Source organism: Variovorax sp. Soil_C_33 (assembly GCF_057656935.1).
In genome coordinates this window covers 94,649-120,173 of record NZ_JBDGJK010000019.1, presented here as the reverse complement: position 1 = coordinate 120,173, position 25,525 = coordinate 94,649, and the positions used below count along the sequence as shown (strand labels likewise).

Annotated in this window: 27 protein-coding genes; 13 read left to right on the top strand and 14 right to left on the bottom strand. The window is 68.4% G+C overall.

Going from position 1 to position 25,525, the window contains the following annotated elements:
• Positions 1 to 83 precede the first annotated feature (83 nt).
• Positions 84 to 1,058 (top strand): Bug family tripartite tricarboxylate transporter substrate binding protein, encoded by a 975-nt coding sequence (locus AC3A6B_RS25065; RefSeq protein WP_487839352.1) that lies wholly within the window; start codon positions 84 to 86, stop codon positions 1,056 to 1,058.
• An 18-nt stretch (positions 1,059 to 1,076) separates the two neighbouring features.
• Here the strand turns inward: AC3A6B_RS25065 and AC3A6B_RS25060 are convergent, their stop codons facing one another.
• From AC3A6B_RS25060 to AC3A6B_RS25035, 6 genes are all read right to left on the bottom strand, one after another.
• The gene (locus tag AC3A6B_RS25060; RefSeq protein ID WP_487839351.1) at positions 1,077 to 2,099 is read right to left on the bottom strand and encodes a serine/threonine protein kinase; all 1,023 of its coding nucleotides are present in this window, start codon (positions 2,097 to 2,099) and stop codon (positions 1,077 to 1,079) included.
• Positions 2,100 to 2,112: 13 nt separating this feature from the next.
• Complete coding sequence (locus AC3A6B_RS25055) at positions 2,113 to 3,228, bottom strand: DUF2855 family protein (RefSeq protein WP_487839350.1); 1,116 nt, start codon at positions 3,226 to 3,228, stop codon at positions 2,113 to 2,115.
• A gap of 98 nt (positions 3,229 to 3,326) precedes the next feature.
• Positions 3,327 to 3,755, bottom strand: coding sequence for an organic hydroperoxide resistance protein (locus tag AC3A6B_RS25050; RefSeq protein WP_126836968.1), 429 nt, complete (start codon positions 3,753 to 3,755; stop codon positions 3,327 to 3,329).
• A gap of 65 nt (positions 3,756 to 3,820) precedes the next feature.
• Complete coding sequence (locus AC3A6B_RS25045) at positions 3,821 to 4,273, bottom strand: MarR family winged helix-turn-helix transcriptional regulator (RefSeq protein WP_487839349.1); 453 nt, start codon at positions 4,271 to 4,273, stop codon at positions 3,821 to 3,823.
• Positions 4,274 to 4,363: 90 nt separating this feature from the next.
• Positions 4,364 to 5,179 (bottom strand): crotonase/enoyl-CoA hydratase family protein, encoded by an 816-nt coding sequence (locus AC3A6B_RS25040; RefSeq protein ID WP_487839348.1) that lies wholly within the window; start codon positions 5,177 to 5,179, stop codon positions 4,364 to 4,366.
• Between the two features lie 7 nt (positions 5,180 to 5,186).
• Positions 5,187 to 6,035 (bottom strand): 3-hydroxybutyryl-CoA dehydrogenase, encoded by an 849-nt coding sequence (locus tag AC3A6B_RS25035; protein ID WP_487839347.1) that lies wholly within the window; start codon positions 6,033 to 6,035, stop codon positions 5,187 to 5,189.
• Positions 6,036 to 6,094: 59 nt separating this feature from the next.
• On the opposite strand from AC3A6B_RS25035, the gene purT reads away from it, so the two are divergent.
• From purT to AC3A6B_RS24990, 9 genes are all read left to right on the top strand, one after another.
• A complete protein-coding gene (gene purT / locus AC3A6B_RS25030) occupies positions 6,095 to 7,297 on the top strand; it encodes a formate-dependent phosphoribosylglycinamide formyltransferase (RefSeq protein ID WP_487839346.1) in 1,203 nt (400 codons plus the stop codon).
• A 25-nt stretch (positions 7,298 to 7,322) separates the two neighbouring features.
• Positions 7,323 to 8,261, top strand: a complete 939-nt coding sequence (locus AC3A6B_RS25025; protein ID WP_487839345.1) for an alpha/beta hydrolase — start codon at positions 7,323 to 7,325, stop codon at positions 8,259 to 8,261.
• A gap of 142 nt (positions 8,262 to 8,403) precedes the next feature.
• Complete coding sequence (locus AC3A6B_RS25020; RefSeq protein ID WP_487839356.1) at positions 8,404 to 9,153, top strand: helix-turn-helix domain-containing protein; 750 nt, start codon at positions 8,404 to 8,406, stop codon at positions 9,151 to 9,153.
• Entirely contained in the window at positions 9,154 to 10,029 is an 876-nt protein-coding gene (locus AC3A6B_RS25015; protein WP_487839344.1) for a branched-chain amino acid ABC transporter permease, read from the top strand.
• Positions 10,029 to 11,105: a branched-chain amino acid ABC transporter permease gene (locus tag AC3A6B_RS25010; RefSeq protein WP_487839343.1), complete on the top strand. Its 1,077-nt coding sequence runs from the start codon at positions 10,029 to 10,031 to the stop codon at positions 11,103 to 11,105. Before AC3A6B_RS25015 ends, AC3A6B_RS25010 begins: the two co-directional genes overlap by 1 nt.
• Positions 11,102 to 11,914 (top strand): ABC transporter ATP-binding protein, encoded by an 813-nt coding sequence (locus tag AC3A6B_RS25005; RefSeq protein WP_487839342.1) that lies wholly within the window; start codon positions 11,102 to 11,104, stop codon positions 11,912 to 11,914. The genes AC3A6B_RS25010 and AC3A6B_RS25005 overlap by 4 nt, the downstream gene beginning before the upstream one ends.
• The gene (locus AC3A6B_RS25000) at positions 11,911 to 12,684 is read left to right on the top strand and encodes an ABC transporter ATP-binding protein (protein WP_487839341.1); all 774 of its coding nucleotides are present in this window, start codon (positions 11,911 to 11,913) and stop codon (positions 12,682 to 12,684) included. The genes AC3A6B_RS25005 and AC3A6B_RS25000 overlap by 4 nt, the downstream gene beginning before the upstream one ends.
• Positions 12,685 to 12,688: 4 nt before the next feature.
• Complete coding sequence (locus AC3A6B_RS24995; RefSeq protein ID WP_487839340.1) at positions 12,689 to 14,566, top strand: AMP-dependent synthetase/ligase; 1,878 nt, start codon at positions 12,689 to 12,691, stop codon at positions 14,564 to 14,566.
• Between the two features lie 30 nt (positions 14,567 to 14,596).
• Positions 14,597 to 15,769, top strand: a complete 1,173-nt coding sequence (locus AC3A6B_RS24990) for an ABC transporter substrate-binding protein (RefSeq protein WP_487839339.1) — start codon at positions 14,597 to 14,599, stop codon at positions 15,767 to 15,769.
• A 12-nt stretch (positions 15,770 to 15,781) separates the two neighbouring features.
• Here the strand turns inward: AC3A6B_RS24990 and AC3A6B_RS24985 are convergent, their stop codons facing one another.
• From AC3A6B_RS24985 to AC3A6B_RS24975, 3 genes are read right to left on the bottom strand one after another with little or no spacing between them, the layout of a single operon-like run.
• The gene (locus tag AC3A6B_RS24985; RefSeq protein WP_487839338.1) at positions 15,782 to 16,321 is read right to left on the bottom strand and encodes a DUF4124 domain-containing protein; all 540 of its coding nucleotides are present in this window, start codon (positions 16,319 to 16,321) and stop codon (positions 15,782 to 15,784) included.
• Between the two features lie 7 nt (positions 16,322 to 16,328).
• Positions 16,329 to 17,279, bottom strand: coding sequence for a pseudouridine-5'-phosphate glycosidase (locus tag AC3A6B_RS24980; RefSeq protein WP_487839337.1), 951 nt, complete (start codon positions 17,277 to 17,279; stop codon positions 16,329 to 16,331).
• Positions 17,280 to 17,315: 36 nt separating this feature from the next.
• Positions 17,316 to 18,236, bottom strand: a complete 921-nt coding sequence (locus tag AC3A6B_RS24975) for a LysR substrate-binding domain-containing protein (RefSeq protein ID WP_487839336.1) — start codon at positions 18,234 to 18,236, stop codon at positions 17,316 to 17,318.
• Positions 18,237 to 18,339: 103 nt separating this feature from the next.
• Here AC3A6B_RS24975 and AC3A6B_RS24970 point away from each other — a divergent pair, with 103 nt between their 5' ends.
• Both AC3A6B_RS24970 and AC3A6B_RS24965 read left to right on the top strand, forming a co-directional pair.
• Positions 18,340 to 19,503: a threonine synthase gene (locus AC3A6B_RS24970; RefSeq protein ID WP_487839335.1), complete on the top strand. Its 1,164-nt coding sequence runs from the start codon at positions 18,340 to 18,342 to the stop codon at positions 19,501 to 19,503.
• Positions 19,504 to 19,519: 16 nt separating this feature from the next.
• The gene (locus AC3A6B_RS24965) at positions 19,520 to 20,497 is read left to right on the top strand and encodes a Bug family tripartite tricarboxylate transporter substrate binding protein (protein WP_487839334.1); all 978 of its coding nucleotides are present in this window, start codon (positions 19,520 to 19,522) and stop codon (positions 20,495 to 20,497) included.
• A 14-nt stretch (positions 20,498 to 20,511) separates the two neighbouring features.
• Here AC3A6B_RS24965 and AC3A6B_RS24960 read toward each other — a convergent pair whose 3' ends face one another.
• Positions 20,512 to 21,039 (bottom strand): hemerythrin domain-containing protein, encoded by a 528-nt coding sequence (locus tag AC3A6B_RS24960; RefSeq protein WP_487839333.1) that lies wholly within the window; start codon positions 21,037 to 21,039, stop codon positions 20,512 to 20,514.
• A gap of 132 nt (positions 21,040 to 21,171) precedes the next feature.
• On the opposite strand from AC3A6B_RS24960, the gene AC3A6B_RS24955 reads away from it, so the two are divergent.
• Positions 21,172 to 21,420, top strand: coding sequence for a DUF3297 family protein (locus AC3A6B_RS24955; protein ID WP_487839355.1), 249 nt, complete (start codon positions 21,172 to 21,174; stop codon positions 21,418 to 21,420).
• Positions 21,421 to 21,434: 14 nt separating this feature from the next.
• Here AC3A6B_RS24955 and AC3A6B_RS24950 read toward each other — a convergent pair whose 3' ends face one another.
• The 4 genes from AC3A6B_RS24950 to AC3A6B_RS24935 all read right to left on the bottom strand — a co-directional run bounded on the left by AC3A6B_RS24950 (position 21,435) and on the right by AC3A6B_RS24935 (position 25,516).
• Positions 21,435 to 21,812 carry a VOC family protein gene (locus AC3A6B_RS24950; RefSeq protein ID WP_487839332.1) on the bottom strand — a complete coding sequence of 126 codons (378 nt, stop codon included), beginning with the start codon at positions 21,810 to 21,812 and terminating at the stop codon, positions 21,435 to 21,437.
• A 16-nt stretch (positions 21,813 to 21,828) separates the two neighbouring features.
• A complete protein-coding gene (locus tag AC3A6B_RS24945; RefSeq protein ID WP_487839331.1) occupies positions 21,829 to 23,295 on the bottom strand; it encodes an SRPBCC family protein in 1,467 nt (488 codons plus the stop codon).
• Positions 23,296 to 23,380: 85 nt separating this feature from the next.
• The gene (locus AC3A6B_RS24940; RefSeq protein WP_487839330.1) at positions 23,381 to 23,821 is read right to left on the bottom strand and encodes an SRPBCC family protein; all 441 of its coding nucleotides are present in this window, start codon (positions 23,819 to 23,821) and stop codon (positions 23,381 to 23,383) included.
• 3 nt (positions 23,822 to 23,824) lie between these two features.
• Positions 23,825 to 25,516 (bottom strand): flotillin family protein, encoded by a 1,692-nt coding sequence (locus tag AC3A6B_RS24935; protein ID WP_487839329.1) that lies wholly within the window; start codon positions 25,514 to 25,516, stop codon positions 23,825 to 23,827.
• Positions 25,517 to 25,525: the final 9 nt, after the last annotated feature.

The window sequence follows — 25,525 nt, the reverse complement described above, 5'->3', positions numbered from 1 at the left end:
CGGATATAAGACCGCAGTCATTACCGCCAGCCGGAACTTCAAGAACTTACTTGCCACACGGGAGGCGTCCATATAAGACGACGATGAAGAAACTGCTGGCCGTGCTGATCGCGGGCCTGGCGGCGTTGGCCGGCGCGTCCGCCGTGCAGGCGCAGGCCGCCTATCCGGCCAAGCCGATCCGCTGGATCGTGCCCTACCCGGCCGGCGGCGGCTCCGACTTCCTGGCGCGCACCATCGGCAACCAGCTCGCGACCGATGTCGCGCAGCCGGTGCTGATCGACAACAAGGCGGGCGGCAACACGGCCATCGCCGCCGCCGAAACCGCGCGCGCGGCGCCCGACGGCTACACCGTGCTCTCGGCCGACAACGGCACGCTGGTCTTCAACCCGGTGCTGTATCGCAACCTCAGCTACAACCCGACGCGCGACCTGGCACCGGTCACGCTGATGGGCCGCTTCCCGATGGTGCTGATCGTGGGGCCCGCGAGCAACGCGAAGGACGCGAAGGATTTCATCGCGCAGGCCAAGGCGCAGCCCGGCAAGATCAGCTTCGCCTCGGCCGGCGCGGGCAGTCCGCACCACCTGGCGATGGAGCTGCTCAAGCAGCAGGCCGGCCTGCACATGGTGCATATCCCGTACCGCGGCGCCGCGCCGGCGCTGGCCGACGTGGCCGGCGGCCAGCTCGCGGCGATGATGACCGACGTCGCCGCCGGCAGCGCTTTCATCAAGGGCGGCAAGGTGCGCCCGCTGGCGGTGGCGAATGCGAAGCGCCTGCCGCAACTGCCCGATGTGCCCACCTTTGCCGAACTCGGCATCCCCAATGTCGAGGCCGCCGCGCTGGTCGGCCTGGTGGCGCCGGCCGCCACGCCGCCCGAAGTGATCGCGAGCCTTCAGAAATCGGTGGCTGCCGCGATCCGCAATCCGGCGGTCAACAAGAAGCTCATGGACTTCGGCGTCGAGCCCGTGGGAAGCAGCTCGGCGGAGTTCGCTGCGCTGATCGCGAGCGAGTCGACGCGCTGGCACAAGCTGATCCGCGACCTGAAGATCTTTCTGGATTGAGCGGCGCCGGGGGAAGCTTCAGGCGTACAGCGGCTCCTCCGCCATCGCCTCGCACTGGTCGTGCAACATGTTGATCTGCTCCTTCCAGTAGTCGCTGGAGCCGAACCAGGGAAAGTTGATCGGGAAGATCGGGTCGCGCCAGCGCCGCGCGAGCCAGGCGCTGTAGTGGATCTGGCGCAGCGTGCGCAGCGGCTCGATCAGCGCCAGCTCGCGGCGGTCGAATTCGCGGAACTGCTCGTAGCCCTCGAGCAGGCCGCTCAACTGCGCGGTGCGCTGCGGGCGATCGCCGGACAGCAGCATCCACAGGTCCTGCACCGCGAAGCCGGTGCGCGCGTCGTCGAGGTCGACGAAGTGCGGGCCGCCGTCCGGGCGATCCGTGGGGGTCCAGAGGATGTTGCCGGGGTGCACGTCGCCGTGCAGCCGCAGCTTCTTCAGGTCCGCATCGGCGGCCGCGCCGAGCGCCGTGCCCTCGATCATCTCGAAGGCGGCATTGCAGGCCTTCTCCCAGTCGCGCTGCACGTCGAGCGGGATCATGTCGTGGCCCAGCAGCCAGTCGCGCGAGGCGAAGCCGAAGCTCTGCAGGTCCAGCGCCGGCCGCACTTCGAAGGGCCGCGCCGCGCCCACCGTGTGGATGCGCGCGAGGAAGCGGCCCACCCATTCGAGCACCTCGAAGTCGTCCAGCTCGGGCCCGCGCCCGCCGCGGTAGGGGCTCACGCTGAAGGCGAAGCCCGCGTGGTGGTGCAGCGTGGCGCCCGAAAGCGCCAGCGGCGCCACGGCCGGCACCTCGGCGGCCGTGAGCTCGGTGGAGAACGCGTGCTCCTCCGCGATCTGCGCATCGCTCCAGCGGCCGGGCCGGTAGAACTTGACCACCACCGCGCTGCGGTCCTCCAGGTGCACCTGGTAGACGCGGTTTTCATAGGAGTTCAGCGCCATGAGCCGCCCGTCGCCGTGCAGGTCGAGCCCGGCCAGCGCGTCCAGCACCACGTCGGGCGTGAGGCTTTCGTAGGGATGGGCGCTGGCTTTCTCGGCGGATGAGGTCATCCGGCCATTGTCGCTACCTCGAAGCCCCGGAAAGCGACAAGATGTGCCCGGTGCGCGGATTGCCGCGTCCCGACAGCACCTGCGCATAGGCCGCCTGCACCGCCGCAGGGCCGTCGTGGCGCTCGACCACGAGCCACGGCGTTGCGGGCTGCGCCACCTTCGCGATGAAGCCCTGCCAAGCCTGCACCATGCGCCGTCCGAACTCGTCGCCGCCCCATTCCTCGGTGCGCTTCTTGATCTGGGCTGGCGCGAAAAAGAAGGTGGCGCGCGGCCCCGGCAGCTCCTTGGCGCTTCCGCCCGGCGCGAGCTGCTCGACGTGCGTGCCGCCGATCACGCAGTCGTGGCGCAGCTGCGAAAAGCGCGTGTGGACCGCGCGCCGCAGCTCGCCGTTGCCCGCGAAGTCGATGTAGACGCAGGGCGCGTCGGCCGCCACCTGGTCGAGTTCTTCGTAGGCCAGCACGCGGTGGTAGCAGCCCAGGCCTTCGCAGAAGGCCTTGTTGCCTGCGGAGGTGAGGCCGACCACCTCGATGCCGGGCCGCTGGTGCATCTGGAAGGCGGTGCCGTAGGCCGTCTTGCTCGATGCGCTCGACAGCAGCGCGACGCCGGGCCTGGCGCCGAAGAAATCGTTGTCGTCGAAGAAGTCGTCGATCAGCCAGGAGGTGATGAAGAGCGGCCGCAGCAGGGCCTGCAGGTCTTCGGTATCGGCGCTGTAGAGCGGGTCGCTCGCGGTGCGGAAGTACTGGTTGTAGACGGCGGGCAGCGCCGCGCGGTGCGGCGTTGCGTCGGTGAAGCGGGCAGCGGACAGGCGCTCGGGCGTCAGCACCACGCTCGAGGCCATCGGCACATAACCGTAGAGCCGCTCGCCCACCGCCACGCCCGGATGCAGCGACTGCACCACCGAGCCGAAGCCCCAGACCGGGATCGAGCCCCATCCTTCCTCGCCGGTCGGGAAGAACTGCCAGTAACTCATCGACTCGCCGAAGGCGGCGTAGGTGATGTTGTTGGACGTGAGGGCGAAGCTGTCGATGCGCAAGCGGACCTGGCCCTCGGCGAGGGGCGCATCGTCGGCGTCGCGCACGCGGGTGGCAGAGAGATCGTCCTTGCGGATCAGGAAGTCTGTGGTGCTCATCGAATCACCTTAGCGCAGACCCATCTCCGCTGCATGAAAAAAGCCCGGCGCAGCGTCACCCATGTGACGCCGCGCCGGGCTCGTGCCGGCTTTGGCGATCAGGCGATCGAGAGTTCGACCTCGATGTTGCCGCGCGTGGCGTTCGAGTACGGGCAGACCTGGTGGGCGGTGTCGACCAGCAGCTTCTTCTGCGCGTCGTCGAGGCCCGGCAGCGTGATCGCCAGCTTGACCGCGATGCCGTAGGCCTTGCCCTCGTTGATCGGGCCGAGCGAGACGCTGGCGTCCACCGCCACGTCTTCCGGCACCTTGACGTTGATCTTGGGCGCCACGGCCTTCATCGCGCCGATGAAGCAGGCCGAGTAGCCGACCGCGAACAGCTGTTCGGGGTTGGTGCCGGGCTTGCCGGAGCCGGGCGGGTTCAGCTTGACGTCCAGCGCGTCGTCGCTGGACTTGCCGGCGCCGCCGTCGCGGCCGCCGGTGGTGTGGGACTGGGCGGTGTACAGGACTTTGTCGAGCTTGGTGGCCATGGTGATTCCTTCAGGTTGGTTGGGGGAGAAAAGATGCTTCGGCGCGCCGAAGCGAGGGGAGAAAACTAGGCTGCGGCCCTGACGCGATCCCTCAGTTGCTGGATCTGCTGCGTGAGCGCCACCAGCTCCTCGATCGAGCACTGAGAGGCCGCCATCAGGCAGGCCGGAACGCTCGCCGCGCGCGCCTTGAGGCGGCGCCCGGCGGCCGTGAGGCTCACGTGCACGCGGCGCTCGTCAGCCACGTCGCGGATGCGCGCCACCAGGCCGTTGGCTTCGAGGCGCTTCAGCAGCGGCGTCAGCGTGCCCGAATCGAGCGAGAGCCGCTCGCCGAGCTCCGACACCATGAGGCCGTCACGCTCCCACAACACCAGCATCACAAGATACTGGGGATAGGTGAGCTTGAGCTTGTCGAGCAGCGGCTTGTACAGCTTGGTCATCGCCAGCGATGCGGAGTACACCGCAAAACAGAGCTGGTTGTCGAGCCGCAGCATGTCGTCGGCGGAGGGCGTGGAAGGCATGGGCTGAATTGTAGCTGGCAATTGAATTGTGTGCAATTTAAATAGTAAGCGTGTGTTGCCGTAGAAGGGCGGCATCCTGCGCCGCCGCGCTCACCGCCCGCTGAACCGCGCCGGCCGCCGCTCGACGAAGGCGCGCACGCCTTCGGCCGCGTCCTCGCTGTTGGCGAGGCGCTGCTGCACGGGAATGAAATCTTCGACGGCCGCCAGCGGCCCCTGCTCGATGGCCTTCATCACGTTGAGCCGGGTCGCGACCACCGCGAGCGGCGCCTGGGCCGCGATGCGTTGGGCGATGCGCAGCGCCTCGTCGAGCTCCTGCCCGGCCGGCACCACCTTCTGCACGAAATTCAGGCGAAAGGCCTCGGCGCTGCCGAACTCGTCGGCCGTGAGCAGGTGCAGCATCGCATTGCCCAGGCCGGCGCGCTCGGCCATGCGCAGCGTCGCGCCGCCGGTGGCCATGATGCCGCGCTGCACTTCCATCTGCGAGAAGCGGCAGTTGTCGGCCGCCACCACGATGTCGGCGCCCAACATGAGCTCGATGCCGACCGTGAAGCAGATGCCCTTGACTGCGACCAGCATCGGCTTCTGGCGGCGGCGGTAGCCGGGCAGGCCGAAGTCGTGCGGCTCGACCAGCCCTTCGGGGGTGGCCTTCTCGCCGCGCTTCATGTACTCGGCCACCGCGGGCAGGTCGAGCCCGGCCGTGAAGTGGTCGCCGAAGGCATGCAGCACGCCGACGCGCAGGGCCGGGTCGTCGTCCAGGCGCGTGTAGGCCTCGGCCAGCTCGCGGAACATGCGCGGCGTCCAGCCGTTGCGCTTGGCGGGGCGGTTGATGCCGATCAGCAGCACGTGGTCCTGCACCTGGGTGTCGATGCAGCCTTCGGGAGGGGGCGTGGTGGGGATGGCGTTCATGGCGGCCTCAGTAGGTGTAGACGCCGCGCCCGGTCTTGCGGCCCAGTTGCCCGGCGGCCACCATTTCCTTCAGCAGCGGGCAGGGGCGGTACTTTGAGTCGCCGAACTGCTCCAGGTAGACCTCCATCACCGCCAGGCAGACGTCCAGGCCGATCATGTCGGCCAGCGCCAGCGGGCCGATGGGCTGGTTGCAACCGAGCTTCATGCCGGCGTCGATGTCCTCCGCGCTCGCGATGCCCTCGGCAAGCACGAAGAAGGCCTCGTTGATCATCGGCACCAGGATGCGGTTGACCACGAAGCCCGGGGCGTTCTTCACGGTGATCGGCGACTTGCCCAGCGCCACCGCCAGCGCCTTCACCGCATCGTGCGTGGCGTCGCTGGTGAGGTAGCCGCGGATGATCTCCACCAGCGCCATCATCGGCACCGGGTTGAAGAAGTGCATGCCGATGAAGCGGTCGGGCCGCGACGTCGCCGCCGCCAGCTGGGTGATCGAGATCGACGAGGTGTTGGAGGCGATGATGACCTGCGGCGCGAGCATGGCGTCGACCTGCTTCAGGATCCTGAGCTTGAGTTCGTGGTTCTCGGTCGCTGCCTCGATTACGAGTTCTGCTCCCTTCAGGTCCTCGTAGTTCGTCGAGCCCTTGATCAGCGCCAGGGCCGCATCCTTCTGGGCGGCTGTGAGCTTGTCCTTCTTGATCAGCCGGTCGAGGCTGCCGGCCACGGTGGCCAGGCCCTTGTCGACCGCGGCCTGCGCGATGTCGACCATCACCACCTTCACGCCCGCGACCGCGCAGGCCTGCGCGATGCCGTTGCCCATCGTGCCCGCGCCGATGATCCCGACTGTCTGAATCGCCATTTCGAATGCTCCTTGAAAATTCGCCATTGTGGTTCAGCCCGTGATTTAAAGTGGTCGCCATGACGACCCTCGGAACCCCACTTTCCCCCTCTGCAACCCGTGTGATGCTGCTCGGCTCCGGCGAACTCGGCAAGGAGGTGCTGATCGCGCTCCAGCGCCTGGGCGTGGAGACCATCGCTGTCGACCGCTACGAGAACGCCCCCGGCCAGCAGGTGGCGCACCATGCGCGCACCATCACCATGAGCGACCCCGATCAGCTGAAGGCGCTGATCGAGGCCGAAAAGCCGCAGCTCGTGGTGCCCGAGATCGAGGCTATCGCGACGCCGATGCTGCAGCAGCTGGAGGACGCGGGCACGGTGCGCGTGATCCCGACCGCGCGCGCGGCGCGCCTCACGATGGACCGCGAAGGCATCCGCCGCCTGGCCGCAGAAACGCTGGGCGTGCCGACCAGCCCCTACCAGTTCTGCGATTCGCTGGCCGAGCTGCAGGCGGCGATCGACCAAGGCATCGGCTACCCCTGCATCGTCAAGCCGGTGATGAGCAGCTCTGGCAAGGGCCAGAGCAAGATCGACGGCCCGGCCGACGTGCAGAAGGCCTGGGACTACGCAATGGCCGGCGGCCGCGTGAGCCACGGCCGCGTGATCGTCGAGGGCTTCATCGACTTCGACTACGAGATCACGCTCCTGACCGTGCGCGCGCTCGACGCGGCGGGCAGTGTGCAGACGCAGTTCTGCGAGCCCATCGGCCACGTGCAGGTGAGCGGCGACTACGTCGAGAGCTGGCAGCCGCATCCGATGGCGCCGGCCGCGCTGCAAAAAGCGCAGCGGATCGCGCAGGCGGTCACGGCCGACCTCGGCGGGCAGGGGCTCTTCGGCGTCGAGCTGTTCGTGAAGGGCGAGGAGGTCTGGTTCAGCGAAGTCAGCCCGCGGCCGCACGACACCGGCATGGTGACCATGGCGACCCAATGGCAGAACGAGTTCGAGCTGCATGCGCGCGCCATCCTCGGCCTGCCGGTGGACACCGCGCTCAAGAGCCCAGGCGCCAGCGCCGTGATATACGGCGGCGTCGATGCGAAGGGCATTGCCTTCGACGGCGTGGCCCACGCGCTGCAGGTGCCGGGCAGCGAACTGCGCCTGTTCGGCAAGCCCGAGAGTTTCGTCAAGCGGCGCATGGGCGTGGCACTGGCGCATGCGGCGGATGTGGAGACGGCGCGGCGCAACGCCAAGGAAGCCGCCTCGCGCGTCAAGCCGGGCAAAGCCTGAGTTCCGATTGATCGAGGAGCCTGCCATGCTGCATCCCCAAGCCCAGGCCTTCATCGACCTCCTGGTGCAACGCGGCGTACCGCCGACGCATACGCTGTCGCCGGCGGACGCGCGCGCCTTCTACCGCGAGCGGCGCAGCGTCACGCAGCCCCCGCCCGGCGAGGTGGCCGAGGTGCGCGAACTCAGCGCGCCCGGGCCGCACGGCGCGATCCCGCTGCGTCTCTACCGGCCGATGGGCACGCAGCGCGCCGATGTGCTGCCGGTGCTGGTGTACTACCACGGCGGCGGCTGGACCATTGGCGACCTCGACACCCACGACACGCTGTGCCGCGAACTTGCCAACCTCTCGGGCTGCGCGGTGGCGGCGGTCGACTACCGCATGGGGCCGGAACACCGTTTCCCGGCGGCGGTGGACGACGTGCTCGCCGCCACGCGCTGGGTGCGCAGGGAAGCGGGCGCGCTCGGCCTCGATGCCGGCCGCCTCGCGGTCGGCGGCGACAGCGCCGGCGGCAACCTCGCGGCGGTGGTGGCGATCGCGGCCCGCGACGCCGGCAACCTGCCCATCGCCTTCCAGCTGCTGATTTATCCGGCGACCGACATGCGCCGCGTGCACCCCTCGCACACCAGCAACGGCCAGGGCTACGTGCTCACCAGCGACACGATCAAGTATTTCCACGACCACTACATCACCGACCCGAAGCACGACCTCGACTGGCGCGCCTCGCCGCTCTTGCACCCCGACCTGTCGCGCCTGCCGCCGGCGCTGGTGCTCACCGCCGGCTACGACCCACTGCGCGACGAAGGGCTCGACTACGCGCGGGCGCTGACCGCGGCCGGCAACCGCGCGGTCTACGTCTGCTTCGAGCGCCAGATCCACGGCTTCATTACCATGGGCGGGCTGCTCGACGAGGCGAACGCTGCGGTGGCGCTGTGCGCCGGCGAACTGCGGCGCGCGCTGATGTAGGGAAAGTCCCCGCGCTTTCGACACCGCCGCGCGGCCCCGCGCCGCTACGATCCTGCGAGCGCGACGCAGCGCAGGAGACGGCATCTTGGGCACCAGGACGGACACCGGCCGCAGCGGCAACAGCAGCAGAGGCGAGCGCCTCATGTGGTTGACGCGCGAGCGTGTCTTCTATGCCGGCTTGCTGGGCGCGGCGGCGGAGCGCAGCCTGGGAGGGCATGGCGTCTACGTGTCGCCTGCGGGACAGCCCAACCGCATCCGCATCGGCGGCGGCGCCTGGCAAAGCGGCGAGCTGCTGGTGGTGCCGCCGCAGGTGCCGCACCGGGTCGTGAGCGAGGAAGCGCTGATCATCAACCTGCTGATCGAATCGGAGTCGGTCGATCCTGCGCAGTTGCCCGACTTTCTGCAGCACTGCGGCGCGGTCGAGGCGCCGGACTTCGTCCAGCGCGTTCGCGCGGCCCACGTGCAACTGCTGGCCGCCGCCGGCCGCGAGCGCTTCGACCACCTCGACTTCGACACGCTCTTCTTCGGCCGGCCGCTCGCGACGCGCCCGATCGACGCGCGCATCCGCCGAGTGGTCGAGCGCATCGTCGCCGACCCGGCGCTGCCTGCTTCGGCCGAGGAATGCGCGGCCTCGGTGCAACTCTCCTTCTCGCGCTTCCTGCATCTGTTCAAGCAGGAGATCGGCGTTCCGTTTCGCGCCTTCCGCGCCTGGAAGCGGGCCCGCAGCCTGCTGCGCCATGTGCGAGAGTCCGCCACGCTGACCGACATCGCGCTCGACACCGGCTATCCCGACTCGACCCATTTCAGCCACTCGATCCGCCAGGTCTACGGCCTGCGTCCCAGCGACATCCTTGCCGGCTCGCGGCGGCTCGCGCTCTATCAGGGAGCCTGATTGCAGATCCTCCAGCTCCTGCTCTCGGGCATCGCGCAAGGCTGCATCTACGGCCTGATCGCGCTGGGCTTCGTGCTGATCTACAAGGCCACCGAAACCGTGAGCTTCGCTCAGGGCGAGCTCATGATGCTGGGCGCCTTCGGTGCCTTCGCCGGCATGTCCTTGTTCGGGCTGCCCTTTTGGCTGGCGGCGCTGCTGGCCTTGGCGGCGATGGCCGCCTTCGGCGTGCTGCTCGAGCTGGTCGTGATCCGGCCGATCCTCGGGCAGCCGCAGTTCTCGATCGTGATGCTGACCATCGGCATCGGCTACGTGGCGCGCGGGCTGATCACCATGATTCCCGCGATCGGCACCGAGACGCACACGCTGCCGGTGCCCTACAAGGACCAGATCTGGAAGGTCGGCGAGCTGGTCGTCAACGTGGAGCAGATGGCGATCATCCTTTGCACGGCGGTGCTCTGCGGCCTGCTGTATGCGATGTTCCGCTACAGCAAGCTCGGCATCGCAATGCAGGCCTCGTCGCAGAACCAGCTGGCGGCCTACTACATGGGCATTCCGGTCAAGCGGCTCAACGGGCTGGTGTGGGGACTCGCTGCGGCGGTGGCGGCCATCGCCGGCATGCTGCTGGCGCCGATCACCTTCGTGCACGCCAACATGGGCTTCATCGGCCTCAAGGCCTTCCCAGCGGCCGTGGTGGGCGGCTTCGGCAGCCTGCCGGGGGCGATCGTCGGCGGGCTGGTGATCGGCATCGTCGAATCCTTCGCGGGCTTCTATCTGCCCGACGGCTTCAAGGACACGGCGCCCTACATCGTGGTGCTCATGATGTTGATGGTGAAGCCCAACGGCCTGTTCGGCGAAAAGCTGCGCAAGAAAGTCTGATGCGCTTCATCTTCAAGACCACTTACGCGCAAGACATCGCACTTGCCAAGCACGGCGGCCACGTGTTCTGGTACGCCCTGCTCGGCGCGGCGCTGATCGCGGCGCCATGGCTGCTGCCCGAGTACTGGCTCGCGCAGCTGACCTTCGTGCTGATCTACGGCATCGTGGGCCTGGGCCTGATGCTCCTGGCCGGCTTCACCGGGCAGTTCTCGATCGGGCATGCGGCCTTTCTGGGCACCGGCGCCTACACGCAGGCGGTGCTCGCGAACATGGGGGTGCCCTTTCCGATCGCGATGGCGGCGGCCGCCGCGCTCTCGGCGGCGGTCGGCGTGGTGGTCGCGCTGCCGGCGCTGCGCGTCAAGGGCATTTACCTCGGCATCGCGACCCTGGCCTTCGGCTTCATCGTCGAGGAGGTGTTCGCGCGCTGGGAGAGCGTCACCGGCGGCAACTCGGGGCTGCATGTGAAGTCGCCCAGGCTCTTCGGGCTGGACATCAGCTCGAGCGAGGGCTTCTACATCGTGTGCCTGGTGATCGCGGTGCTCTGTACGCTGGCCATCCTGAACCTGCTGCGCTCGCCGACCGGCCGCGCCTTCGTCGCGATCCGCGACTCGGAGATCTCGGCGCAGAGCATGGGCATCCATCTGGCGCGCTACAAGACCATGTCCTTCGCGATCTCGGCCGCGCTGGCCGGGCTCGGCGGCGCGCTCTATGCGCACAAGCTCAGCTTCATCTCGCCCGATCAATTCAACATCCTGCAATCGATCGACCTGCTGCTGATGGTGGTGATCGGCGGGCTGGGCTCGGTGCACGGCGCCTTCCTCGGCGCGATCTTCCTGATCGCGATGCCGCAGCTGATCGCGCTGGGCAAGGACTGGCTGCCGCCGGTGATCGGCCAGGCGCCCGGGCTGCAGGGGCTGGTCTACGGGCTGGTGCTGATCGGCTTCGTGCTGTTCGAGCCGCTGGGGCTGTACGGGCGCTGGCTCAAGATCCGCACCTACCTGCAGCTCTTTCCGTTCTACCGCCGGGGCTTGTTCAGGCGGCAGAAGTCCTTCACCAAGTCGGATCGACTCCGATGAGTACGGATGTGCTTCTGTCGGCCCGTGACCTGAGCGTGCGCTTCGGCGGCGTGCTGGCCGTGAACAAGGTCAGCTTCGACGTGCGGCGCGGCGAGGTGTTCACGCTGATCGGGCCCAACGGCGCCGGCAAGACGACGGTCTTCAACCTGATCAGCCGCATCTACACGCCGACCACGGGCGACATCGTCTGGCACGGCGAGGGCGCGCCGCTTTCGCTCACGCAGCAGGCGCCGCATGCCATTGCCGCGCTCGGCATCGCGCGCACCTTCCAGAACATCGAGCTGTTCGAGCATGCGACCGTGCTGCACAACCTCCTGATCGGCCGCCACACGCACCGCCGGACCGGCTTCTGGAGCGAGCTCTTCTTCACGCCCGCCACGCGCCGCGCGGAAATCGAGGCGCGCGAAAAAGCCGAACGGGTGATCGACCTGCTGGACCTGCAGCACCATCGCGATTCGATGGTGGCGGGGCTGCCTTACGGCGTGCGCAAGGTGGTGGAATTGGCGCGCGCGCTGTGCACCGAGCCCAAGCTGCTGCTGCTGGACGAACCGTCTTCCGGGCTCAATGTCGAGGAGACGGCCGACATGGCCTTCTGGATCCAGGACATCCAGCAGGAGCTCGGCATCTCGGTGCTGATGGTGGAACACGACATGTCGCTGGTATCGAAGGTGTCGGACCGCGTGCTGGCGATGAACATGGGCGAGGCGCTGGCCTCGGGGACGCCGCGCGAGGTGCAGTCGGATGCGAAGGTGATCGAGGCCTATCTGGGGACTGTGGATGACATGAGCGGGTTGAGGAGGGCGGCATGAGCGACGTCATCCTTGCCCTCCTCAACGTCGAAAGCGCCTACGGCCCCATCAAGGCAATCCGCGGCGTCAGCCTCAAGGTGCGCCAGGGCGAGATCGCCACCGTGCTGGGGTCCAACGGCGCCGGCAAGACCACCATCCTCAAAACGATCTCCGGAATCATCGATCCGAGAAAAGGCAGCATCGAGTTCCGGGGAAAGAACATCACCGCCAAGGACCCGGCCTACATCGTCCAGCAAGGTCTCAGCCACGTCCCCGAAGGCCGCGAAGTCTTCCCGCTGCTGTCGGTCAAGGACAACCTGCTGATGGGCGCCTACACCCGCACCGACCGCGACGGCGTGGCGCGCGACATCGAGACCGTCTACGGTTATTTCCCCATCCTGCGCGAGCGCGCCGCGCAGGAGGCCGGCCTGCTCTCCGGCGGCCAGCAGCAGATGCTCGCGATCTCGCGCGCCATCATGGCAGCGCCCAAGCTCATCCTCCTCGACGAGCCCAGCCTCGGTCTCTCGCCCAAGCTCACGCGCGAGATCTTCGAGATCGTGGTGCGCATCAACCGCGAGCGCGGCACCACCATCTTGCTGGTGGAACAGAACGCCAACATGGCGCTCAATGCCTCCGACTACGGCTACGTGCTCGAGAACGGCCGCATCGTGATGGAAGATACCTGCGAGCGCCTGCGCGAGAAGGAGGACATCAAGGAGTTCTACCTCGGCCTCAAGGACGAGGGCGTGCGCGGCGAGCGGCGCTGGAAAAAGAAGAAGACCTGGAGGTAAGGCCATGGCCAAGCAGCATCGGCAGCAGCAAGGACTCTGGGACCTCTCCCACATCCAGCCGCGGCACCAAATCGTGGTGCAGGGCGACACCGTTCCCGCGATCTTCTGGAACGCCGAGCGCGCGCGCGGCGACCAGGTCTGGATGCGGCAGAAGGAATTCGGCATCTGGCGCAGCTGGAGCTGGCGCCAGACCGCCGAGGCGGTGCGCGAGATCGCCGGCGGGCTGATGGCGCTCGGCTTCGCGCCCGGCGAGTGCGCCTCGATCCTGGCCAACACGGTCGTCGAATGGGTGCTCTGCGACATCGCCGTGCTCAGCTGCGGCGGCGTGGCCAACGGCATCTACCCCACCGACGCGGCCTCGCAGGTGCACTACCTGTGCGAGGACTCGCGCACCACCGTGCTCTTCGTCGAGGACGACGAGCAGCTCGACAAGGCGCTCGAGGTGCGCGCCGGGCTGCCGCTCCTGCGCAAGGTCATCGTGTTCGACATGGAAGGCCTGCGCGAGCTTCATGACCCCGGCGTGATGAGCCTCGATGCACTGCGCGCGCTGGGCCGCGACTACCTCCAGGGCCATCCGCAGGAGCTCGAGCAGCGCATCGCCGCCTGCCGCCCCGAAGACCTGGCGATCCTGGTCTACACCTCGGGCACCACCGGCAGGCCCAAGGGCGCGATGCACAGCCACCGCGGACTGGTCCACACCATGCGCGGCTACAACATGCTGGTCGCGCAGGACGAGCGCGACGAGCGCATGTGCTTCCTGCCGCTGTGCCACATCGCCGAGCGCATGGGCGGCGAGTACTTCTCGATGTACACCGGCGCCGTCCTCAACTTCGTCGAGAACCCCGAGACCGTGCCCGAGAACGTGCGCGAGATCGCGCCCACCGTGTTCACCGCCGTGCCGCGCGTGTGGGAGAAGTTCTATTCCGGCGTGATGATCGCGCTGAAGGAAGCGAGCGGCCTGCAGCAGGCGGCCTATCGCTGGAGCATCGGCGTCGGCGGTGCCATTGCCGAGCGCGTGCTCGCGGGGCAGCCGGTGGACGGGCTGCTGCGCTTCAAGTTCCGCCTCGCGCGCTGGCTCGCGCTGGACAACGCGCGCAAGCTGATCGGCATCCACCGCGCGCGCTTCCTGGTCACCGGCGCGGCGCCGATCTCGCCCGAGCTGGTCAAGTGGTACCTGGCGCTGGGCGTGCCGATGCTCGAGGTCTGGGGCATGACCGAATCCTGCGGCGCTTCCACCGGCGTGCCGGCCGCGCGCATCAAGCCGGGTTCCATCGGTCCGGCCGCCGGCTACAACGAGGTGCGGCTCGACCCGGCCACCGGCGAGATCCTGGTGCGCGGCACTAACGTCTTCATGGGCTACCTCAACCTGCCGGAGAAGACGGCGGAGACCATCGACGCCGACGGCTGGCTGCACACCGGCGACGTCGGCACCGTCGACGAGGACGGGTATTTCCGCATTACCGACCGCATGAAGGACATCATCATCACGGCAGGCGGCAAGAACATCACGCCGAGCGAGTTGGAGAACGAGCTCAAGTTCAGCCCCTACATCACCGATGCCGTGGTGATCGGCGATGCCAGGCCCTACCTGACGGTGATCGTCATGATCGACCAGGAGAACGTCGAGAAATTCGCGCAGGACCACGATGTGCCTTTCAGCAACTACGAGAGCCTCACGCGCGCGCAGGAAGTGCAGGACCTGATTCAGGGCGAGATCGACCGCGTCAACGCCAAGTTCGCTCGCGTCGAGCAGATCAAGAAGTTCTTCCTGCTCGAGACGCAGCTCAGCGCCGAGGACGAAGAGCTCACGCCGACGATGAAGCTCAAGCGCAAGCTGGTACAGACCAAGTACGCGCCGCGCATCGAGGCCATGTACGCCTGAGACCGATTTCGCAACCGAGGAGACCACGCTATGAAGATCGAGGCATTGTTCCCACTGGCCGCCGCGGCCGGTCTTGCGCTGGGCTGCGGCCTGGCCGGCGCGCAGTCGCAGGGCGTCAGCAAGGACGAGATCCGCATCGGCACCATCCAGGATCTCTCGGGCCCGATCGCGGGCTTCGGAAAGCAGTCGCGCAACGGCATGCAGCTGCGCGTGGACGAGCTCAACGAGCAGGGCAGCGTGCACGGCCGCAAGCTCAAGCTCTTCGTCGAGGACTCGGCCTACGACCCGAAGAAGGCGGTGCTGGCGGCGCAGAAGCTGGTCAACCAGGACAAGATCTTCATCATGGCCGGCCACATCGGCACGGCGCAGAACATGGCGGCGATGCCGGTGCAGTTCGACAAGAACGTGATCAACTTCATGCCGATCACGGCGGCGCGCGAAATGTACGAGCCCTTCCACAGGCTGAAGTACTCCTTCGCCGCCACCTACTACGACCAGATCCGCCTCGCGTTGCCCAAGATGATCAAGGAGAAGGGCGCCAAGAAGGTCTGCACCATCTACCAGGACGACGAGTTCGGGCTCGAGGTGCAGCGCGGCGCCGAGGCCGGCCTCAAGACCGCCGGCATGGAGCTGGCCGAGAAGACCTCGTTCAAGCGCGGCGCGACCGACTTCTCCTCGCAGGTCGCGAAGATGAAGGCGGCCAACTGCGATCTCGTGGTGATGGGCACCATCATCCGGGAGACCATCGGCACCATCGGCGAGGCGCGCAAGACCGGCTTCAACCCGACCTTCCTGGGCTCGAGCGCGGCCTACACCGACCTGATCCACAAGCTCGGCGGCAAGGCGATGGACGGCCTCTACGCCACCATGACCGCGCAGAACCCCTACACCGACGAGCAGTCGCAGCCGATCCGCTTCTGGGCCAACAAGTACAAGACCAAATTCAACGAGGACCCGACCGTGTTCTCGGTCTACGGCTACACCATCATCGACCAGTTCATCAAGGCTGCGCAGAAGGCCGGGCCCAACCTCACGACCGACAGCTTCATCAAGGCGATGGACAGCATGACCTTCGAGCCCGACATGTTCGGCGGCCCCAAGAGCAGCTACACCGCTACCAAGCGCCTGGGCAACGACCAGTCGCGCCTGTCGCAGATCGTGGACGGCAAGTGGAAGGTGGTGTCGGACTACGTGGCGCCCTGAGGCGTCGCCGGCTCAGCGGCAGATGGTGGTCGTGCCCACCGGCCGGCAGGTCTTTCCGTCGGGGGTCTGGTAGCGGTCGAGCCGACCGGAGCGGTCGTAGTGGTTGCCCTGCCTATCCTGGCAGCCCGCGCCATCGCAGTTGCGGATGCGCGGGCGCATGTCGCGCTGCGGCATGGGCTGGCGGTAGGTGCCGGGGTAGGGGTATCCGCCGTCGATCACCAGGGGGTCGCTGCCGCGATCGCTCCAGCGCGAATCGCCGCTTCGCTCGCTGCTGCTGCTGTTGCCGCTGCGGGGGTCGATGATGGCCGGGCCTGCCGGCGCCTGCGACGGGCCGGGCGCTGCTGTCGTCGAGCCAGGCTCTTCACGCTGCCGCTCGGTTCTGCCCGGCACCGGAGGCGGGGGTTCCGCGACCCGTGCCACCGGCCTGGCGCCGTCCGGACATCTGCCGTCGGTATAGCTCACGTTGCCGGCCGCGTCCGCGCAGCGGATCACCTCCGCGCCGGAGAGCGGGGCAAGCGTGCTCAGGATGGCAAGAAGGAGGAGTTGGCGCATGAGGCTCTCATTGTGCCCCGGCGCCCCGTCCCGCGCGTGCCAACGCCAGCGCCAGCCTTGCCCCCACCTCGGCGTTGTGCTTGACCAGCGCGATGTTGGTCGCCAGGCTGCGCCCGCCCGTCAGCGCCTTGATGCGGGCCAGCAGGAAGGGCGTCACCGCCTTGCCGGTGATGCCTTGCGCCTTGGCCTCGGCGAGCGCCTGCAGGGTCAGCGCGTCGATCTCCTCGCGCGGCATCGCCGCCGCTTCCGGCACCGGCGTGCTCAGCACCACGCCGCCCGCGAGGCCCAGGTCCCACTTGGTGCGGATGAAGCGTGCCTGCGCCGCCGCGTCGTCGAGCCTGAAGTCGGCGCGGAAGCCGCTGTCGCGCGTGTAGAACGCGGCGAAGTTGTCCTCTTCGCAGCTGAGCACCGGCACGCCGTGCGTTTCCAGGTATTCCAGCGTGAGCCCGATGTCCAGGATCGACTTGGCGCCGGCGCACACCACGGCCACCGAGGTCTTCGCCAGTTCCTGCAGGTCGGCCGAGATGTCGAAGCTCTCCGGCGCGCCGCGGTGCACGCCGCCGATGCCGCCGGTGACGAAGACCTCGATGCCGGCCAGCGCGGCGCAGATCATCGTGCCGGCGACGGTGGTGGCGCCGAGTTCGCCGCTCGCCAGTACGGCCGGCAGGTCGCGGCGGCTGACCTTCTGCGCCTGGCCGCCCGTGCGGGCCAGCAGTTCAAGCTCGTCGTCCGCGAGGCCGATGCGGATCCGCCCGCCGATCAGCGCGATGGTCGCGGGCTCGGCGCCCAGGCGGCGGATCGAGGCCTCCACTTCGCGCGCCGTGCGGACGTTTTCCGGATAGGGCATGCCGTGGGCGATGATGGTCGATTCCAGCGCCACGAGCGGGCGGCCGGCAGCCTGCGCGGCGGCCACAGGCGCGCTGCGCATCAACCAGGAGTGGGCAAGTTCGGCAACCATGTCGATGCTTCGGGGGAGTGTGGTTCACGCGGCGGTTCAGCGCAAATGGCGCTGCAGCCGCTGACTGTCCTCGGCGAGCTGCTGGCGCATGACGGACAGGAACTCCCTGGCCGTGGCAGACAGCACCTTGCCGGCCGGCAGGGCCAGCAGGCAGGCGAAGGAGACGTCGATCGACAGCTTGCGCACGACCAGCCCGCGCTCGGCGTAGTCGAGCGCGGTGATCGGATTGACCAGGCCGACGCCCAGGCCGCGCAACGCCATCTCGCAGACACTGGCCGCGTAAGGCGTTTGCGCGGCCACGCGCAGCGCGACGCCCAGCGGCGCCATGGCCGCTTCGAGCCGGCGATGCGCCGGGTCTTCGGGGTTCAGGGCCAGGAAGGGAAGCTCCGCCAGCTGCTGGGGCTTGACGGTCTTGAAGCGCGCCAGCGCATGCCCTTGCGGCATCACGATCACGCCGGGCATGCGCGCAAAGGTCGAATGCTCGATGCCTTCCAGCGACAGCTCGTCGGCCATCAGCCCGAAATCCGAGATGCCCATGGCCACGCGATCGCGCACATCCTTCGAGCTCAGCACCTGCAGCGACACCTGCGGCCAGGCGCCGTCCCCGCGCTGCGCCCTCAGCCGCGCCAGCGCGCGCGGCATGAAGCCGAGGCCGAAAGCCGGATAGCAGCTGAGCTCCAGCTGGTTGACACCGAAGTCGCGCAGGCTGCGCAGCCGGTGCTCGATGGCATCCATGCCGATGAAGACGCGCTCCACCTCGGTCCAGAGCGCGCGCGCCTCCGGCGTGGGCACCAGCCGGCCGCCGGTGCGCTGGAACAGCACCATCCCCGCCTGCGCCTCCAGCCGTTTCAGCGACTGGCTGACGGCAGGCTGCGTCACATGCAGCTGCGCCGCCGCCTTGCGCGTGGTGCTGCTGCGCATCAGGGCCCGGAAGGTCTCGATCTCTGTGAATCGCATTGATAAATTTGGTTATCGGATGAATAGATAGATCGACTTTATTTTATCTATCTGCGCCTAGCATTGGGGCATCGACGCACAGACGAGAAAGAGACCCAGAGTGATGAGCTCCCTGCTTTGTGCCCTGGCCCGGCCGATTCGGCCGATCAGGAACCCGCGCCTGCGCGGCCTGCAATGCCTGCGCTGCAATGCCGAGTACCCGATCCGCCTCGCGCATGAAGGCTGCCCGGCCTGCCGCGCAGAGGGTGTGCATGCGGGACTGCGCGCGAGCTACCGCGCCGACGCGGCTGGTGCGCATGCGCCTCTCATGCCGTACACCCAAAGCTTCACCCTGGGCGAAGGCGGCACGCCGCTGTACGCGATGCCCGATCTGGCACGCCGCTTCGGCGTCGCACACCTCAGCCTCAAGGACGAGTCCTGCAATCCGACCGGCTCGCACAAGGACCGGATGAGCGCCGTCGGCGTCACGCAGGCGCTGGACTTCGGCGCCCACACGCTGGTGCTCGCCTCCTCGGGCAACGCTGCGGTATCGGCCGCGCACTACGCGCAGGCCGCCGGCCTGGCCTGCGAGGTCGCGAGCTACGAAGACATGCCCGCCGCTTACGCGCTCGCACTCGACGCCGCCGGTGCCAGGCGCTTCGCCTTCGCCGACAACGCCGGCCGCTGGGCCTTCGTGCGCGAGCGTGCGTCGCTCGCGGGCTATTTCGCGCTCACCAACTACAGCCTGCCGGCGCTCGGCAGCGCGCCGCTGGCCATCGAAGGCTACAAGCCCATCGCCGACGAATGCGTGGAGCAGGGCGGCCTGCCCGACCATGTGGTGGTGCCGACGGCGCGCGGCGACCTGGCGTGGGGCCTCTTTGCCGGCTTCCGCGATCTGCTGGCCGCCGGCCGCATCGCGAAGCTGCCGCGCATCTGGGCAGTCGAGCCTTTCGCGCGGCTCTCGCGCGTGCTCGAAGGCGGCGCGCTGGATGCCGACTACCCCGGCCGCACCGCGCAGTTCTCCACCGCCGGCGCCACCGTCACCTATCTTCAATGGCAGGCGGTCGCCGCCACCGGCGGCGGCGCAGTGGTCGTGGGCGACGATGACGCGCGCGCGGCCCGGCGCCTGCTCGAGCAGGCAGGCGTCAGCGCGGAGCTCTGCGCGGCGGGCGGCCTGGCTGCGCTTTCGCAACTGCGCGAGCGCGGGGCGATCGCGGCCGACGAGCACGTGCTGCTGATGCTTACCGCCGACGCCTCGCGCGATCCGAGCTGGCCCGATCCTGTTTGAGTTTCAAGGAGCCTTCATGTCGCCGATGCATCGCCGCACCTTCTTCCTGAGCGCCGCCGCGCTGATGGCCGCCGGGCCGAAGGCCTGGGCCGCCTTTCCCGACAAGCCGATCAAGCTGATCGTGCCCTGGGCCGCCGGCGGCAGCACCGATGCGATTGCACGCGCCATGGCGCAGGGCATGAGCAGCGCGATGGGCATCTCGGTCGTCGTGGACAACCGGCCCGGAGCCGGCGGCCAGATCGGCACCGAGGCCGCCGCCCGGGCCGTGCCGGACGGCTACACGATCGCCATCGTGGAACTCCCGCATGCCATTGCGCCGGCGGTGATGACCCGTCTGCCCTACGACCTGCTGCGCGACTTCACGCCGATGACGATGATCGGCACCTCGCCGCTGGTCTTCTTCGGCGGCACCGGCGCCGACAGCAAGGATTTCAGGAGCTTCATGAAGGCCGCGGCAGCCGCTGCAGCGCCGCCCGCCATCGCGCACAGCGGCGCCGGCACCGTCAGCCATCTGGCCGCGGAGCTCTTGGCCACCCGCAGCAGGATCAGGTTCAACATGGTGCCGTATCGGGGCTCGGCACCGGCGCTCAACGACGTGGCGGCGGGCATGGTGGCGGGCCACTTCGCCACGCTGGCCAGCGGCTCCAGCCTGCTGGGCGCCGGCAAGATCCGCGCGCTGGCCGTGGCCAGCCCGCAGCGCGTGGACCTGCCGGCGCTGCGGGGCGTGCCCACGCTGTCGGAGGCGGGCATCAAGGGTGTAGAGATCGACCAGTGGTGGGCCATGGTGGCGCCGGCCACCACGCCGCTCGAGGTGACCGAGCACCTGCGCAGAGAGGCCGCGGCTGCCCTCGCTCAGCCGGTCGTCAAGGAGCGGCTGTCCGCGCTGGCTGTGGAGCTGAAGGCGTCCAGCAGCGGCGAGCTGCGCGCCTTCATGCGTGCGGAGGCCGAGCGCTGGCAGAAGGTGGCGAAGGAAATCGGCTTGCAGCCGCAGTAGCGGCGGCGCGATTCTCAGGGGCATGGGCGCCCGCGGTCGCGCTCCTTTGCGACCTCCATCGCCGCGGACATCGACGACACCACTGCGGCCCACTCGTCGCCCGTCAGCAGCTGCGCCGTTTGCGAATGGAGCAGCGTGTCCTCCCGGTCCAAGTGGGCGAGCATCAACAGGCGGTGCTCTTCCAACAGGTTCTCAACGGCCCCGATCGCCACCGTTTCTCCCGATTCGGCAGGCCTCAACATGGCCTTCGCCTGCGAGAGCAGGCCGTCGCAGTGCTTGCTTTCCAGCTCCAGCTCATCGAGCAGTTGGTCGGCTTCTGCCGACCTGCCGCGCAGTATCTCGAGCAGGACGACGCCCTTGGGACGATGCGTCGCTTCTTCGAATGCCTGGAGGCGTTCGATGAGCTCGACGAGCGCCGCTGCCTGCGGCCCCGGGCGTGCCCAGTCTCCGGCTTTCAGCATGCCGTCGACCAGCGCCAGCAACTCACGAATGCGAGTGTGCTCCGCACGCAAGATGATCCACGCGCATTCGGCCGCCAGCATGTCTCGTCCCCTTTGGCGTCAGCTTACTCCTCTGCGCTTGCCCTGGAGGTCCGGCCCCGTGGTCGATGGGGTCTCGCGCCGATGACTCGGAACGGCACAATGCAGATCATTCCCGTCGAGGAACCATCACTCATGACCGAAGCCGCCCCCATCCCTCCTCTTCCCGATCATCTGTCCATCGATCCGCGCAGCCCGCATCATGTCGCCGCCGTTTTCGAGCACGACATCGGCATCCGATTCAACGGCAAGGAGCGGCTCGACGTGGAGGAATACTGCATCAGTGAAGGCTGGATCAAGGTGCCCGCGGGCAAGACGCTGGATCGCAAGGGGAAGCCGCTGCTCATCAAGCTGAAGGGCAAGGTCGAGGCCTTCTACCGATAGCTCGACCTCGGCCGCTACGGCTTCTCGGAGGCGTCGAAGTCCAGTTCGACCTTCGCCCCGTTGGGGTCGTGGCAGAACAGCTGCCAGGTGCCCGCGCCCGCCTGCTGCCGCAGCTCGTACTTCGTGCCGCTCAGGTCGAAGCGGGCCTTCACGGCGCGCAGGTCGCGTGCGGTGAAAGCCATGTGGTCGATGACGCCGGTGCGCTGCGCCGGCACCGGTCTGTCGAAGTACAGGTGCAGCACCGCCTGCGGCCCCTCGCCGTAGAGCCACGCGCCCGGAAAGCCGAGGTCCGGGCGATGGCCGACGGTGAGGCCGAGCAGGCCCGTGTAGAAGTCCAGCGTCTTCTTCTCGTCCTCGGCCGTGACGGTGAAGTGGTTCATCCCGACGATCATTTCGCTTGCTCCTTGTTCATGGCACCAGCACCAGCGCGCCGATGGTGGCGCGCGATTCGAGCCGCGCGTGCGCCTCTGCCGCGGCGTTCAGCGAATAGCGCTCGATCGGCGGCGCCTTGATCGTGCCGTCTGCGAGCGCGTCCCAGACCCGCTGCGCGCGTTCCGCCAGCTGCGCGTTGGTCGCCACGTAGTCGAACACCACAGGCCGCGAAAAGCTCAGCGACTTGGCGACGAGCGCGTCGGCCGGCAGCGGCGCCAGCGGCCCGCTGGCCTGGCCGAGGCTGATCCAGTGGCCGCGGCGCGCGAGCGCGGCGAGGTTCTCCTCGCGGGCCGCATCGCCCAGGCCGTCGATCACCACGTCGGCGCCGCCGCAGGCGCGCTGCACGGCATCGGCGAAACGGTAGTCGCGCGTCACGATCACATGTTCGCAGCCGTGTTCGCGCGCCACGCGCGCCTTCTCTTCGCTCGATACCGTGCCCAGCACGACCGCGTCGAGCCGGCGCGCCCAGGAACAGATCAGCAGGCCCACGCCGCCGGCTGCCGCATGGACCAGCAGCCGCGTGCCGCGCTGCACGCGCCCGAGGTCGCGCAGCAGGTAGTCGGCAGTGATGCCCTTGAGCAGCAGCGCGGCGGCGACATCGTCCTCGACCGCCGCCGGCAGCCGCACGACCCAGTCGGCCGGCACGCAGCGCAGGTCGCAGTAGGCGCCCGGCACCGGCCCGAGATAGGCGACGCGGTCGCCGGGAAGCAGGCCGCTGACCTGCGGCCCGGCATCGAGCACGCTGCCCGCGGCCTCCATGCCGGGCACGCCGGGAAGCGCAAGCATGGACGGCATCCAGCCGCGCCGCAGGTACACGTCGATGAAGTTGACGCCGATGGCGCGCTGGCGGATGCGCACCTCGCCCGCGCGCGGCGCCGGCGCCTCGGCCTCTTGCGGGCGCAGCTCCTCGGGCCCGCCGTAGCGTTCGACGGCGATTCGGCGCGCGGGCATGGCCAGGGCGTGCGGGACCGCGGCGGCGTGGCCGGCCGGGCGCAGATCGCTGCCTTGCTGCAAGTGCCTGCGCAGGTTCTCGAAGCCGGCCTCGTACACACCCTGGGCCACCATGTCGCGCAGCTCGCGCTCCTTGCCCGGCGGCGTCGCGAAGGTCGACTCCCAATGCCAGAAGGTGCGGTTGCCGTCGGTCACCGGCTTGAGCGTGACGGTGGCCACGTAGCGCTGCAGCGGCACCGTCGCCTCGACGATGCAGTAGGTGCTCTTGTGTTCGGCATCCGACAGCGTCAGCAGCTGCTCGCGGATGCGGTTGCCGTCGCGCAGCGTGAAGCTGCGCACGCAGCCGACCTGGTCGCTGCGCTCGCCGCCTTCGATTCGGCTGGCCTCCACCACCTCGTGCCACGCTTCATGGCTGTTGAAGTCGCGCAGCACGGCCCAGACGCGCTCGATCGGCGCGTCGATGATGGTCGAGCGCACGACCTTTTGAAGCATCAGGACTCCCGCCGGGCCGCCCCAAGGGAGGCCTGCGCCCCCTCGGGGGGCAGCGAATACACGAAGTGATGAGCGTGGGGGCCCATCAGCGTCCGCCGAAGTGGCGCTTCAGTGCGTCGAAGCCGCCCTGGAACACGCCGCCGCCGATCGACTCGGTCAGCTCGCGCTCGCGGCCTTCGTCGCATTCGAACTCTGCGCTCCACTCGGCGAAGCAGCGCGCGCCGTCGGTCACCGGCGTGAGCTTGAGCGTGGAGGTGTAGTTCGTCACGCCCATCGGGCTTTCGAGCATCTCGTAGGTGCAGCTGTATTCGTAGTCCGACAGCGCCAAGAGCTTCTCGCGGATCATTCCGCCATCGCGCAAATGAAAGTGACGAATGCAGCCGACGCGGTCGCCCGGCTGGTTGTTCTCGATCCGGCTGTCCGCGATCAGCGGATGCCATTGCGGCAGGCCGTTGAAGTCGCGGATGCGCGACCACACGCTGTCGGCGCTGGCGTCGATCACGCTGGAGACGTACACCTGCACCATGCGTTATTCCTTCGCCTTGGGCCCGCTCGACGGCAACGCCGCTTGCGCGCCGCTGACATCTCCCACCAGGCGCTGGATATCACCGCCCTCGATGCCGATCTCGCGCAGCAATTGATCCACCAGCGGCGCCTGCGCGCGAAAACGCAGCGCGGAGTTGACCAGCCCGTCGGCAAAGCCGCCGCCCTCGCCGTTCTGCCCGCCGCCCGACGAGCCACCCAGGCCATCGACATGCAGGATCTTGATGCCCTCGATGCGCTCCATCGGTTTCACCGACTCGCGGATGATCGCCTCGGCCTTCTCGACCAGCTTCATGCGAAGCGCCGACATGCGCGCGTCGGGCGACAGCATGTTGTGCGCCTCGTTCATCAGGCGCGCCGCCTCGGCCTCGATCTCGGCCCGCACGCGCATCGCCATCGACTTGATCTTCTCGGCATCGGCGTCGGCCTCGGCCTGGGCGCGCACCGCGGCGCCGCGGTCGGCGCTGGCGTCCTTCTCGGCCTGCGCCGCGGAAGTGAGGCGCAGGGCGTCGCGTTCGGCGACCTGCGCCGCGCCGATGAGCTCGATGGCCTTCTTGCGTTCGGCCGTTTCGACCTCGCGCGCCGTGAACACCTTCTCCTCGGCCGACACCGCCAGTGCACGGGCGGTCTCGGCCTCGGCCTGGGCCTCGCTCTGCGCCTTGCTCTCGCGCGCGACCGCGATGGAGCGCTGCTGCTCGGCGAGTTCGAGCGACATGCGGCGTTCGATCTCGGCGCTCTGGATCGCACGCTCCTTGGCGATGCGCTCTTCCTCGATGGTCTGCTCGGCGCGGATGCGTGCCGCGTCGATGCTCTGCTTGGCGGTGATCTGCGCGCCCTCGGCGGCCTGTTCGCGCTGGGCGCGTTCGGTGGCGACCTCGGCACGCTGGCGGGCGCGCGCGATCTCGACCTCGCGCTGCTGGGTCAGCCGCGCGTACTCGCCTTCGCGGTCGATCTCCAGCGAGAGCTTCTCCGCCTCGAGGTTCTTGTTGCGGATCGCGATCAGCGTGTCCTGCTCGACGTCGTTGCGCTGCTTCTTGCGGTGCTCGATCTGCTCGGTCAGGCGCGTCAGGCCCTCGGCGTCGAAGGCGTTGCTCGGGTTGAAGAATTCCATGCCGGTCTGGTCGAGCTGCGTCAGCGAGGCGGCTTCGAGTTCGAGGCCGTTCTTGGTCAGGTCCTCGGCCACGGCCTCGCGCACGCGCCTGACGTAGGCGCCGCGCTTCTCGTGCAGTTCCTCCATCGTCATCTCGGCGGCAGCGGTGCGCAGCGCGTCGACGAACTTGCCTTCGACCAGCTCCTTCAGCTGGTCCGGCTCCATCGTCCGCAGGCCCAGCGTCTGGGCGGCCGCCGCCACCGCATCGGCGCTGGTGGCCACGCGCACATAGAACTCGGCGATCACGTCGACGCGCATGCGGTCCTTGGTGATCAGCGCCTTGTCGCGGCCGCGGCTCACTTCCAGGCGCAGGGTGTTCATGTTGACCGGGATCACGTCGTGCACGATCGGCAGCACGAAGGCGCCGCCGTCGAGCACCACCTTCTGGCCGCCGAGGCCGGTGCGCACGAAGGCGCGCTCCTTGGAGCTGCGCAGGTACAGCCAGTGGAGCAGCCAGACCGCGATCGCGACCACAATCGCGACGACGATCAGCCCCAGGATGAAATTGCCGAATTGAGCGCCTGACATGGATGTCGT